The 12640-nt window shown below is 60.6% G+C and carries 12 protein-coding genes; 8 read left to right on the forward strand and 4 right to left on the reverse strand.

Translation table 11 applies throughout. The features are described from left to right. Positions 1 to 11 precede the first annotated feature (11 nt). From pgaB to pgaD, 3 genes are read left to right on the forward strand one after another with little or no spacing between them, the layout of a single operon-like run. Positions 12 to 2009, forward strand: a complete 1998-nt coding sequence (gene pgaB / locus ACIQY3_RS24745) for a poly-beta-1,6-N-acetyl-D-glucosamine N-deacetylase PgaB (RefSeq protein ID WP_403024850.1) — start codon at positions 12 to 14, stop codon at positions 2007 to 2009. Between the two features lies 1 nt (position 2010). Further along, complete coding sequence (gene pgaC, locus ACIQY3_RS24750) at positions 2011 to 3366, forward strand: poly-beta-1,6-N-acetyl-D-glucosamine synthase (RefSeq protein ID WP_403024853.1); 1356 nt, start codon at positions 2011 to 2013, stop codon at positions 3364 to 3366. Beyond that, complete coding sequence (gene pgaD / locus ACIQY3_RS24755; RefSeq protein WP_403024856.1) at positions 3363 to 3890, forward strand: poly-beta-1,6-N-acetyl-D-glucosamine biosynthesis protein PgaD; 528 nt, start codon at positions 3363 to 3365, stop codon at positions 3888 to 3890. Before pgaC ends, pgaD begins: the two co-directional genes overlap by 4 nt. A 61-nt stretch (positions 3891 to 3951) precedes the next feature. Here the strand turns inward: pgaD and ACIQY3_RS24760 are convergent, their stop codons facing one another. Then, positions 3952 to 5481 carry an FAD-dependent oxidoreductase gene (locus ACIQY3_RS24760; protein WP_403024859.1) on the reverse strand — a complete coding sequence of 510 codons (1530 nt, stop codon included), beginning with the start codon at positions 5479 to 5481 and terminating at the stop codon, positions 3952 to 3954. 141 nt (positions 5482 to 5622) lie between these two features. On the opposite strand from ACIQY3_RS24760, the gene ACIQY3_RS24765 reads away from it, so the two are divergent. The 5 genes from ACIQY3_RS24765 to ACIQY3_RS24785 all read left to right on the forward strand — a co-directional run bounded on the left by ACIQY3_RS24765 (position 5623) and on the right by ACIQY3_RS24785 (position 9482). After that, a complete protein-coding gene (locus ACIQY3_RS24765) occupies positions 5623 to 6183 on the forward strand; it encodes a YbhB/YbcL family Raf kinase inhibitor-like protein (RefSeq protein ID WP_403024862.1) in 561 nt (186 codons plus the stop codon). Between the two features lie 89 nt (positions 6184 to 6272). Beyond that, entirely contained in the window at positions 6273 to 7994 is a 1722-nt protein-coding gene (locus ACIQY3_RS24770; RefSeq protein ID WP_403024865.1) for a von Willebrand factor type A domain-containing protein, read from the forward strand. Between the two features lie 17 nt (positions 7995 to 8011). Further along, positions 8012 to 8593, forward strand: coding sequence for an RNA polymerase sigma factor (locus ACIQY3_RS24775; RefSeq protein WP_123516100.1), 582 nt, complete (start codon positions 8012 to 8014; stop codon positions 8591 to 8593). Beyond that, positions 8590 to 9210: a hypothetical protein gene (locus ACIQY3_RS24780; protein WP_403024869.1), complete on the forward strand. Its 621-nt coding sequence runs from the start codon at positions 8590 to 8592 to the stop codon at positions 9208 to 9210. The genes ACIQY3_RS24775 and ACIQY3_RS24780 overlap by 4 nt, the downstream gene beginning before the upstream one ends. A gap of 20 nt (positions 9211 to 9230) precedes the next feature. Next, positions 9231 to 9482 carry a hypothetical protein gene (locus ACIQY3_RS24785; RefSeq protein ID WP_403024872.1) on the forward strand — a complete coding sequence of 84 codons (252 nt, stop codon included), beginning with the start codon at positions 9231 to 9233 and terminating at the stop codon, positions 9480 to 9482. A gap of 56 nt (positions 9483 to 9538) precedes the next feature. Here ACIQY3_RS24785 and ACIQY3_RS24790 read toward each other — a convergent pair whose 3' ends face one another. From ACIQY3_RS24790 to ACIQY3_RS24800, 3 genes are all read right to left on the reverse strand, one after another. Further along, on the reverse strand, positions 9539 to 10435 hold the full coding sequence (locus ACIQY3_RS24790; RefSeq protein WP_403024875.1) for a type 1 glutamine amidotransferase domain-containing protein: 897 nt from the start codon (positions 10433 to 10435) through the stop codon (positions 9539 to 9541). Positions 10436 to 10525: 90 nt separating this feature from the next. Continuing rightward, positions 10526 to 11479 carry a PDR/VanB family oxidoreductase gene (locus tag ACIQY3_RS24795; RefSeq protein WP_403024878.1) on the reverse strand — a complete coding sequence of 318 codons (954 nt, stop codon included), beginning with the start codon at positions 11477 to 11479 and terminating at the stop codon, positions 10526 to 10528. A 79-nt stretch (positions 11480 to 11558) separates the two neighbouring features. After that, positions 11559 to 12590 (reverse strand): Rieske 2Fe-2S domain-containing protein, encoded by a 1032-nt coding sequence (locus tag ACIQY3_RS24800; protein ID WP_403024881.1) that lies wholly within the window; start codon positions 12588 to 12590, stop codon positions 11559 to 11561. Positions 12591 to 12640: the final 50 nt, after the last annotated feature.

A 12640-nucleotide genomic window follows, 5' to 3' on the forward strand; every position in this document is an offset into this window, starting at 1 on the left:
AGAGTTTGAAGATGCCTTTTATCTCGCGTTTCATCCTTCTGCTGGGAGCGCTGCTGGTCAGCGCCTGCGCCCAGCAAGCCCCGGCGTTTACGCCGCCGTCCGAGCGCCCCGTTCAGGCTAACGAAAAGCCGTGGCCGAAAAACCACGTACTCGGGATCGCCTACCACGACGTTGAAGACCGCGACCCCGACCAAGCGGTAGTGGCGGTGCGCACCGAGCGCATGATCGAGCAGCTTGCCTGGTTAAGGGAGAACAACTACAAACCGGTCACCGTCGACCAGATCATCGCCGCGCGTAATGGCGGTCCGCAGCTGCCGCCCAAGGCGATTCTGCTGAGTTTCGACGACGGTTATTCAAGCTTCTACACCCGCGTCCTGCCGGTGCTGCGAGCCTACAACTGGCACGCCTTGCTGGCGCCGGTCGGGGTGTGGATCGACACGCCGCTGAACCAACCGGTGGATTTCGCCGGCACGCCGCGCCAGCGTTCGGACTTCCTGACCTGGGATCAGATTCGCGAGATCTCTAAATCGGGGCTGGTGGAAATCGCCGCCCACACCGATGCCAGCCACAAAGGTGTATTGGCCAACCCGCAAGGCAACCTGCAACCAGCCGCCGCGACCCGCCGCTATGACGCGGTCAACGGTCGCTACGAAACCGAGGCCGAGTTTCAGGCGCGGATGCGCAGCGACGTCGCGACCATCACCGAGAAAATCCGTAAAGTCACCGGTTACAAACCGCGCATCTGGGTCTGGCCCTACGGCGCGGCGGATGGCACGTCGCTGCAAGTGGTCAGCGAGCAGGGCTACCAAATGGCCCTGACCCTGGACGACGGCCTCGATGCCCTCGACAACCTGATGAGCAGCCCGCGCTTCCTGGTGGCGTCGGACCCGGACGGCGAGCACTTCGCCAACAGCATCGTTTCGGTACAAGCCGAATCGCCGATGCGCGTGGTGCATGTGGACCTGGATAACGTCTACGACGCCGACCCGGCCCAGCAGGAAATCAACCTCGGCAAACTGATCCAGCGCATGGCCGACATGGGCGCTAACACGGTGTTCCTGCAAGCCTTCGCCGACCCGAAAGGCGATGGCCTGGTGCACTCGTTGTACTTCCCCAACCGCCACTTGCCGGTGCGCGCCGACATCTTCGACCGCGTGGCCTGGCAGCTGCGAACTCGCGCTCACGTCAAAGTCTTCGCCTGGATGCCGGTGCTGAGTTTTGCCCTGGATTCGAAACTGCCCCGCGTGATGCGCTGGGACCCGCAAACCGGCACCACGTCGGTGGATCCGGACCAGTACAAACGCCTGTCGCCGTTCGACCCGAACGTGCGGCGCATCATCGGTGAAATCTACGAAGACGTGGCGCGCCTGACCTCGGTGGACGGCGTCCTCTATCACGACGACGCGGTGCTTTCGGACTTTGAAGACGCTGGCCCCGAAGCGCTCAAAGTGTATGCGGCCAACGGCTTGCCGGGTTCGATTGCAGCGCTGCGGGATGACCCGGCCACGCTGCAACGCTGGACGCGGTTCAAGAGCCGCTACCTGATCGATTTCACCAACGAGCTCACCGCCAAGGTCCGCGCCATTCGTGGTCCGCAGGTGCTGACCGCGCGCAATATCTTTGCCGAGCCGATGCTCAATCCCCAGAGCGAAGCCTGGTTTGCGCAGAACCTCGACGACTTCCTCGCCACCTACGACTGGACGGCGCCGATGGCGATGCCGCTGATGGAAAAACAAAGCCACGCGCAATCCGGGCCCTGGCTCGAAGCGTTGGTGGCTACGGTCAAGGCACGTCCCGGTGCGCTCAACCGCACGGTGTTCGAATTGCAGGCCAAGGACTGGACCAAACAAACCGATGCCGACATCGACGGCGCGCAGCTGAGCGACTGGATGGGCCGCCTCAAGCGTCAGGGCGCCACCAGTTTTGGCTACTACCCGGACAATTTCCTCGAGAACCAGCCGGACCTGAACACCGTGCGGCCCGCGCTCTCCAACAAGTGGAATCCATAACATGCTGGATAGACTTTTGGCCGTGCTGGTACTGGCAATCGTCCTCGGGATACCCCTGGGGCTGATTTTCCTGGTGACCGGGCAATTCCTGATGGACTTCGTGTTCTTTTATCCGCTGTTCATGTCCGGGCTGTGGATCGCCGGTGGCCTGTATTTCTGGCTGCACTGGGAACGCCACTGGCCGTGGAAGGACGACACCTTGCCGCCGCCATTGGCCGGCGAGCCGCTGATTTCGATCCTGATCCCTTGCTACAACGAAGGCGACAACGCCGCCGACACCATTCACGCGGCGCTGGCCCAGCATTACCCGAACATCGAAGTGATCGCGATCAACGACGGCTCCAAGGACAACACCGCCGCCGTGCTCGATGCGCTGGCGGCGCAAGACTCGCGTCTGAGAGTGCTGCATCTGGCGGAAAACCAAGGCAAAGCCGTGGCCCTGCGCATGGGCGCCATTGCGGCGCGCAGTGAGTACCTGGTGTGCATCGACGGTGATGCGCTGTTGGCGCCGAACACGGCGGCGTATCTGGTCGCGCCAATGCTGGATAACGCACGCCTCGGCGCCGTGACCGGCAACCCGCGCATTCGCACCCGTTCGACGCTGGTGGGCCGGGTTCAGGTCGGTGAGTTCTCGTCGATCATTGGTTTGATCAAACGTACCCAGCGGGTATTCGGGCGGATCTTTACCGTGTCCGGGGTGATCGTGGCATTCCGTCGTTCGGCGCTGAACCGGGTCGGCTACTGGAGCCCGGACATGATCACCGAAGACATCGACATCAGTTGGAAACTGCAACTGGATCACTGGAGCATCTTCTACGAGCCCCGCGCGTTGTGTTGGATCCTGATGCCGGAAACCCTCGGTGGCCTGTGGAAGCAGCGCCTGCGCTGGGCCCAGGGCGGCGCCGAAGTGCTGTTCAAGAACATTCGCGGCATCTGGCAGTACCGCCACCGCTACCTGTGGCCGCTGCTGTTCGAATATTGCTTGTCCACCGGTTGGGCCTTCACTTTCCTGCTGTCGGTGATCTTTTGGGGCGTGGGCAAGTTTGTCGAAATGCCCTCCGCGATTGCGGTGGATCATTTGCTGCCACCGGCGTTTACAGGATTGCTGCTGGCGGTGGTCTGCCTGGTGCAATTTGCGGTCAGCATCGTGATCGATCGACGCTACGAGAAAGGCCTGGGCAAGACCATGTTCTGGGTCGTCTGGTATCCGCTGGTGTTCTGGTTCATCAGTTTGCTCACCACCCTGGTCAGTTTCCCCAAAGTGCTGTTCGGCCAACATCAGAAACGCGCGCGTTGGGTCAGCCCGGATCGGGGTATCAAACCGCTGCATGATGAAGAGGAAGAGGTCATCAAATGAAAATCATCAGAACCCGGCAGCGGCCCTTTCTGGTCGTGATCGATGCCTTCTTCACGGTGTTGGCCTGGATCGGTCTGCTCTATCTGCTGGTGCGCGGCTTATGGCCATTGATCGATACCCACGACGGCCCACGCATCGATGCGTCAGTGTTCGATGCCCTTGGCACCTTGCAGATTTATTTGTGGGTGGCGGTGTTGAACGCGGTGATCCTGATTTCCTGGGCGCGTTATCAACATCGCAAAAGCAAAAGCTTCGCCCAGCGTCGTTTGCCGGCACCGGTGGTGGATGATCATGGGTTGAGCAAAAGCTTCAAGTTGAGCGGGGATCGTCTGGAGAAACTGCGCACACCGGGCTCGATGACGATTCACAACAATCAGGAGGGTGATGTGAGCCATGTGGTGACGCATTACTTTCCGATTGATCCGGCGTCGCCAGTGACGCGGCTGGCACCGCTGGAGCATCCGTTGGTGATTCGTTTGCCAGCTGAGGATGACGACAATCGTGAGCCGGTGATCCATCTCTAATTCTTTTGACCTGCACGCACCTGTGGCGAGGGAGCAAGCGCCCTCGCCACAAAGTCAGGCGTCAATTCAGATCCCGAACCAGCCGCCACGCCTCATCCACCGGCAGCGGCTGTTTCATCCGCTCGGCCAGCATCGCCATCGCCCGCTCTTCTTCGCAGGCCACCGCAGCCACCACCACCCCGTGCTTGCCGAACAGGCCAATAAACGGTGGATGGTCAGGATCACCCTTGTACTCCACCTCATCCCAACTTTCGGCATGACCCAGGTAGTCGTAGTTTTTACCGAAGTGCCAGGTCCAGAAATACGGCACGTCGAGATAATGCTCGTCGCCGCCGAGCATGTTGGTTGCAGCGATCCGCGCCTGTTGTTGCGCCAGACGCCAGTGCTCGATCCGTTGCAGCTGGCCGTTGAGCGGGAAGGTGGCGATATCGCCGACGGCCCACAGGCCTTCGGCCAAACGCATCCCGCCGTCGACTTTCAGCGATTGGTCTTTCTCTTTGGGCAGGTCGGCAAACACCGCAGTGGCCGGGCTCACGCCAATGCCGACCAGCACCAGATCCGCCGGTAAGCGTTGCCCGTTATCCAGAAGCACCGCTTCGACTTTGCCGGTTCCCTCGATGGACGCGGCTTCGCCCTGGGTGTGAAAGACCACGCCATGGGCCTCATGCAGGGCGCGTATCGCCTTGCCGACGGCCTCGCCAAATTGGGCGGCGAAGGGTACGGCGTGGCGGGCGAGTACGGTCACCTCCAACCCATAAGTGCGCAGGGACGAAGCCGATTCCAGGGCAATAAAACTGTCACCGATGATCACCGCCCGCTGACCGGGTTTGGCCGCGTCGAGAATGCGCTGCGCCTGATCCTTCGAACGCAGCAGGAACACTTGCGGCAGGTCGGCGCCCGGCAGTTCCAGAGGCTTGGGTATGCCGCCAGTCGCCAGCAACGCGGCGTCGTAGCTCAGGGTTTGTCCGTCGGCCAGTGTTAAGGTTTTGTCCTGCGCATTGAGGCTCGCCACTTCGCCGTGGATGCGGTCTATGCGTTGTTTGCGATAAAACGTTTCGTCGCGCAGGGGCGGGATTTCTTCCGGCGGCATCTCCCCGGCGATCACGAATTTGCTCAGCACGGTGCGGTCGTAACCGGCGTCAGCTTCGCGGTCGATCAGTTGGATGCGACCGCCGAAACCTTTCTCGCGCAATGCCGCCGCCGCTGCGGTGCCTGCGGCCCCTGCGCCGACGATCACAAAGGTGCGTTCATCGTCCGCTGGCGGCGTGTGCGGGTCGGACATCGGCTGATCGTCGACCCAGACTTCGTCTTCGCGCATTTCCAGCGGAAAGCGCTTGAGACCGTCCAGGGACGGCGGTTCACACAGCGCCCCGTCTTCGATTCGGTAAGCAGCCTTGTGCCATGGGCAGATCAGCCGCCCGTGACACAGCGCGCCCTCGGCCAGCGGCGCCCCGGCGTGGGGACATTCGCCCTGGAAGGCGCGCAATTGATCACCAACCCGCAGCAGGACAATTTTGGTGTCGGCGATCCGGACCTCAAGGCCCCGGTTTTCCGGCACATCGGCGAAACGGGCAACGCGGTGCAGGGCCATGAGCGCTCTCCAGGCAGGTGTTTCTCTATTGAGTTTGGCCCTTATCCCGAGGTTCAGCTCAATTGCCACTGCCACCGCGCGAACGGTCCGGCTATAGTCTGCCAGCCGACGACGGCCCAACCCGCACAAGGTGCTCCGGTAATGACCCGATTGACCTCTCTGAACCCTTGGCTGGCGGCCGTTGCAGTCGCCCTTTGCGTGCAATTGCCCGTGCAGGCCCAGGAGCGTTTTACCCTCAATATCCCCGGTGTCACGGACGATCGACTGTTTACGTCGGCGGCTGCCAGCGATGCACCCAATTGCGGCGGACACAACCAGTCCCCGGCCCTGAACTGGAACGCCGGCCCGGCAGGCACCCTCAGCTACGCCATCGTCATGCAAGACCCTGACGGTGCTAAAGGCCAGGGCGTCGATCACTGGGTGCATTACGGCATCAAGGCGACGACCCACCAGATTCCGGCCGGTGTCGGCGCGAAAGGCGCCCTCGAAGGCGTCGGCGGCACCAACGTCAAAGGCACCACGACCTACGTCGGTCCTTGCCCGCCAACCGGTGACAGCGCGCACCACTACATCATCCAGATTTACGCCTTGGACCTGGCCCCGGACGCCTTGCCGGCCGGCCTGACCCGCGCGCAGTTGCTGGAAAAGATCAAAGACCACGTGCTGCGCAACAGCAGCGTGGTGCGGCGTTATCACCGCTGAAGATTTATTTCACAGCGGTTTAACCCGAACCTGGCGGGCTGTCCGTCTCAGAGGATGAATGGATCATTTTCCTCCTGAGGTCAGCCCCCATGTCCCTCCCTCTGCATTTTCTCCGCCCGGCCGCCCATGGTTTCGCCATTGGGCTGCTGCTGGCCGTTGCTGGTTGCGGTGTTTCGTCCAAGCCTGAATCCGAAGTCGTGGCGCCGCCGTCATCTTCACCGGCACCGGCTCAAGGTGAGTTGAAAACTGAAGCCGTGGTGCCGCGTGAGGCGGTGATGGCGGATGCCGTGATGGCCAAGCGCAGCGTGCGGGTGGCGCCAGTGGCGAGCTTTGCGCCGATGTCTGAAGCTGCTCCGCCCGGTTATCGGGATGAGCAGCGCGAGCAATATCAGGCGTTGGCGGACAACCCGATCCACAGCGTGGCCGAAGCGCCGGTTTCGACCTTCAGCGCCGACGTCGATACCGGCGCCTACGCCAACGTCCGTCGCTTGCTGAATCAGGGACGTTTGCCACCCGAAGGCGCGGTGCGGCTGGAGGAAATGGTCAATTACTTTCCCTACGATTACGCCTTGCCCACCGATGGCTCGCCGTTCGGCGTGACCACCGAACTGGCACCGTCGCCGTGGAATCCGCACACCCGTTTGCTGCGCATCGGTATCAAGGCCTCGGACCGCGCGGTGGCGTCATTGGCTCCGGCGAATCTGGTGTTTCTGGTGGACGTATCCGGCTCGATGGATCGCCGCGAAGGCCTGCCCTTGGTCAAAAGCACGTTGAAGTTGTTGGTCGATCAACTGCGCGAACAGGATCGGGTATCACTGGTGGTTTATGCCGGCGAATCCCGCGTGGTGCTGGAGCCGACTTCCGGACGGGAAAAAGCGAAGATTCGTACAGCCATCGACCAATTGACTGCGGGTGGTTCTACCGCCGGGGCATCGGGCATCGAGCTGGCTTATCAAATGGCGCAACAGGCGTTTATCCCCAAAGGTATCAACCGCATCCTGCTGGCCACCGACGGTGACTTCAACGTCGGCATCAGCGACTTCGACAGCCTCAAGCAAATGGCGGTGGATAAACGCAAGACCGGCATTTCCCTGACCACCCTGGGTTTTGGTGTGGATAACTACAATGAACACCTGATGGAACAACTGGCCGATGCCGGCGACGGTAACTACGCCTACATCGACAACCTGCGTGAGGCGCGCAAGGTGTTGGTGGATCAACTCGGCTCGACCCTCGACGTGGTGGCGAAGAATGTGAAGCTGCAAGTGGAGTTCAACCCGGCGCAGGTCAGTGAATATCGGCTGTTGGGGTATGAAAATCGCGCGTTGAAGCGTGAGGATTTTAGTAATGACAAGGTGGATGCTGGGGAAATTGGCGCGGGGCATACGGTGACGGCGTTGTATGAAATTGTGCCGAAGGGCGAGAAGGGTTGGTTGGAGCCGTTGCGGTATGGTGATTCTTCATCAGCCTCTTCCGGGAAATCCGGGGAAATGGCCATGCTACGTGTGCGATATCAACTGCCGGAAGGTGGGAATAGTCGTTTGATTGAGCGGCCGATTGTTTCGAGTTCAGCGCCTGCCAGCGATGACCTGCGCTTTGCCGCGGCAGTGGCAGCGTTTTCCCAGCAGTTGAAGGACGGCCGCTACACCGGTGATTTCAGCTTGAAAGACACCGAAGCCCTGGCCCGTGGCGCCCGGGGCGATGACCGCTTCGGCCTTCGTGCGGAGTTCGTGCAACTGGTCGAATTGGCCCAAAGCCTGCGAACCTCCACGGCATCCAATCAGCAAGCCACCGCAAACCGCATCGAGTGAAAGGGATCATCGCTGATATGACTGCTCCTGAAATGAGCACCGACGCCAGCAGCGACGAATCGCTGCTGGCGCGTTATCGCTCGGGCGACGGGCCGGCGTTCGAGATCTTGTACGCCCGCCATCGCCAGGGCCTTTATCGATTCCTTCTCGGTCTCAGCGGCAAAGCTGAACTGGCGGAAGAGGTCTACCAGGACACCTGGCTGAGCCTGATCCGCAGCACCAGTCAGCCACAAGGCCGGGCGAACTTTCGTACCTGGCTCTACCAGATTGCCCGCAACCGACTGATCGATCACTGGCGCAAACATGGCATCCATAACCCCTTGCACGACAGCTACGACGAACAGGCCCACGCCGTGATCGACAACGCCGCCGACCCCGAGCAGTTGCTGAGCCTGAGCCGCGACACCCAGCGCCTCGAAACCGCCCTGCAAACCCTGCCCGCCGACCAGCGCGAAGTCTTCCTGCTGCGCGCCCACGGCGATCTCGACCTGCCACAAATCGCCACCCTCACCGAAACACCGCTGGAAACCGTCAAAAGCCGCTTGCGCTACGCCCAGCAAAAACTGCGTCGGCTGCTGGCCGAGGAGGTACTGACATGACTGACGCCCGTCCTGAAAAAGAAGACGAAGTGTTGAAGCACTATCGTGAACACAGCAACGATGGCCCACCGGCGCATCTCGACGCCATCATCCTGTCCGCTGCACATCGGGAAACCCCTGTACGCAAACCGAGTGTTTGGCAGCGTTGGGTCCAGGCCTGCCAGAAACCCCGTTGGCAGGTCGCGTTTGCCAGCCTCGTCGGCGTGGCGTTGATGTTGGCGCTGGTGCAGCGTACGCCTGAACAAGAGCCGCAGTTCGACTCCGCCCCTGCGCCTAAAACATCATCCTTCGCGGCAAAAAAAGAAGCCCCGGCACCGATTGCGCGATCATTGTCCGCCCCCGCCGGCGCTTTATCTGCGCCTGCACCCGCAGCACCAATGGCCGATTTCGCCGCGCCCGCCCAAAGCGAATCGATCAACGCGGAAATGGCTGATGAAGCAAAAGTCAGCAAACGCGCGGCTGCTCCTGCGAAAACCCTCGATGATCAACTACATGAAGTGATTCGCCTGCAAAACACCGGTCAAACCCACGCCGCCGATGAACTGTTGAAGACATTGCACAAGCGTTTCCCTAACGAAAACCTCACCACCCGACTCAAGGCTTTGAAGAAAAACTGAGTCAAAGAGCCTCCGCCAATTTGGCAACGCCCCCCGAAAGCGCGCACTATCGGGGCATTGCCGATGCGTTGGAGGAAGCCGTGACCCAAAAAATCGATCGCATCGCCCAACTGCTCAAAAGCGCCGAGATCCGACAGGCCGTTACTGAGACGCGGAAGGAGTTTCTGCTGAATCAGGCGCAAGAAGAGCTTGATGATCCTGTCCTTGATGAAGACGTGTTGGACGAGGATGGGGATGATGAGTACGACGAGTTTGACTGGACCACAGAATGAAAAAACCCGCTTCGGCGGGTTTTTTCATTCTTGTCGACGGGTGCCTTGCAACGCTGTCAACGTATGGGGGCGGACTTGAGTCTGGCGACAAACGCATCACCAAAGGCCTGCGATGAGAATGGTTGCTGGCCACTCACCACTTCGCGGTCTTCGATGACGTTGACTCCCCAGACACCCACTCTGTCGACATGCGCGCCGGCCTGCGCCAGCGCGTCTGCGGCGTAAAAGCGAACCTCGCCACCCAGTTGATTACCCTTGCCTTCGACTGCGCGCTCCTCGGTGGACGAGAATACCGTCAGGCGATAGCCGGCGTAGGTCCATCCGGCTGCCAGTTTTGAGGCGGCAGCCCAGTCGCTGGCCGCCATGGCTTTGGTGAAGGCCGCTGGATCAGGCAAGGTCGACAGCAGGGCAACCGGGCCGTGGCAAATGACGCCGGTTGGCCGGCCAGAGGTGTGGAAGGTCTGCAGGATTTTGCCAAGCGTCGGGTCCTGGATCAGGTCCTGCATCGGTGAAAAACCGCCCGGGATAAAGACGCCCACGTACTCCTTGGTGCCATCCTTGAGAACGGTCGAGAGAGTCTTCGGGTGCTGGAGATCGGCAATGCCGGCCAGGTATTTGACGGCACTCGCACGTGCGGAGTCGTCGCCTTCAAAAAACAGTTTGTCGTTCGAAGCCGGGTCGAAACTGACTGCGTTCCCTTTGGGGTTGGCAAACACGGGCGTGAAGCCGGCGTCGATCAGTTTGTGCAGGGGGACTTCCAGCTCGTCCAGGTAATACCCGGCTGGATAATTCACACCATTGCGCAGTTCCAGCTGCGCGGCGCTGGACAGCACCACCAGCACTTTGCCGTGTGTGGCCGCGCAAGCCATGGGAGTCATGAAGGGCGCGATGAGCAGCTGGAGGGCCAGCGCCGCGCCGAAGCGCCTAACGGATTTTGCATTGAGCGTAACCATTTTCTTCATCCTTAAGTTATCACTGGGGTGATGGACTGGGCTGCGCGCCGAAGTGCTCGCGCAGCCTTGGTGGTGCTCGGTTTTAAAGCGTCAGAGGTCAAGCACCAGTCGTGGCGACTTGGCTCTGGAACAGCACGGGGTGAATTTGTCGTTACGCAAGCGCTCGTCGGCGTTGAGGAACTGGTCGCGGTGGTCCGGCTCACCGGCCAGTACACCGGTGACGCAGCTGCCGCAGACACCTTGTGCGCAGGAGAGCGGGATCTCTACGCCCGCCGCATCCAGCACCTCGAAAACACTCTTGTCGGGAGGGATCTGGTAGACGTCGCCACTGCTGGCGATTTCAACTTCAAATGTTTCATCTGCGCCATGCGCCACGATGGGCGCGGCAAAGTATTCGCGATGCACCTGGGTTTGTGGCCAGCCGCAAGAGCGTGCGGTATCGAGGACGTAATCCATGAACCCTCCGGGCCCGCACACGTAAAGGTGTGTCCCCACCTCGGGGTGAGCCATCACGGCATTCGCATCCAGCTTGAGTTGCACGGGACCATCGTCGAAGTGCAGGTGAACCCTGTTGGCAAACGTCGAGTTTTTCAGCCAGTCGACATACGCCGCACGAGATTCGGAACGCGAGCAGTAATGCAGCTCGAAATCGGCCCCTTCCCGTGCCAGTTGTTGAGCCATGCACAGAATGGGGGTGATCCCGATACCTCCCGCAAACAGCAGGTACTTCTTGCCGTTCGGTTCCAGTTCGAACAGGTTGCGCGGGGCGCTGATGTTGAGCCGGTCACCGACGTTGATCTGTTCGTGCAACTGTCTGGAGCCGCCACGGGAGTTCGGCTCGCGCAGGACGCTGATGACGTAGCGGTGACGTTCATCCGAGGCGTTGCACAGCGAATATTGACGAACGACACCGTTGCTCAGGTGTACGTCGATATGGGCTCCCGCACTGAACGCAGGCAGGGGCTGCGTGTCGAGTGGCGCGAGTTCGAAACTGCAGATGTCCAGTGCCTCAGAGGTTCTGGCGAGCACTTTTACTTCAATCATGACCACGTGACTCCGCCACCCGCTGTGTGTCGCGGGCGGTACGTTGTTGGGGATGCAATACCGTGCAGGGAATCGCGAATTACTGGGCGGCTTCCAGTTTCAGGAACTTGTTGATCAGCCATCGGAATTGACCGAGAGCGGAGTCGACCGACAGGGGAACCATCTTGAAGTCCGGATCAAGTTGCAGGTTTTCCTGCTGGCCCATGATCATGTCGCGGTCTTCTTCGAAGGCTGCAATCACACCTTTATGGATGGCTTCGGTCACTTGCGGCTGATCGATCAGAAAGTTGTGCGCATGGGCGAAGAAGTAATGGGTCGAACCTTCGCTTTCAGGGGTCAGCGCCTGGAAACCGCGGAATTCCACGGCGTTTTCGCGTACGCCCTCTTTCGCGCCGGTTCCCGCCAGCATCATTCCCGCATCCATGACCAGAATGCCGGGTACGCTGAATTCGTAGACCATCCAGCGATCGACACTCGCCTCTTCCGGGTAGCCGCCAAATTTGGCGGAGTAGGCGGGCGGATCGGTATCCAGTACCCATTTTGTCAGCAACAGGCTGCGCTCCTTGCGCTCAACCGTGGGCAATACCGATGCATAACCTGGCGAACCACCCAAGGTGGTGGGGTGCAGAAATGGCAGGTGGGAGAAGTCCAGCAGGTTGTCGGTGATCAGCAGGTAATTGGCGTCGTAGTGGATGTACCCGTCCAAATAGCGCCATTGCGGATCGGCCATCAGTGGCATGTCGGGGATCTGGCTCGGGTCGGCCAGCGCCGGGTCGCCCATCCAGATCCATACCCAACGGTACGACTCGACGATCGGAAACGTTCTGATGCGGGCGTTGGGTGGCAGTTTTTCCTGCGCCGGGGCCGCGACGCATTCACCGGCCTTGTCGAACACCAGGCCGTGGTACATGCACCTTACGCAGTCGCCTTCCTTACGGCCCATCGACAGCTTTGCGGCCCGATGGCAGCAGCGATCTTCGAAGGCCACGACCCGTCCCGCGCCGTCGCGCCACAAGGCCAGCGGCACTTCGCAAACGGTCCTGGCCAGAAAGCCATCTGCCGGAATCTCATTGTCCCAAGCCACGACGTACCAGCAGTTTTTTACCAACATAACCTGTTCCTCTTGGAGGCAAACCCCACCGGCCAGCCAATAGGTCAATT

The sequence above is a fragment of the Pseudomonas sp. NPDC096950 genome (genome assembly GCF_044762525.1).
Lineage (GTDB): Bacteria > Pseudomonadota > Gammaproteobacteria > Pseudomonadales > Pseudomonadaceae > Aquipseudomonas.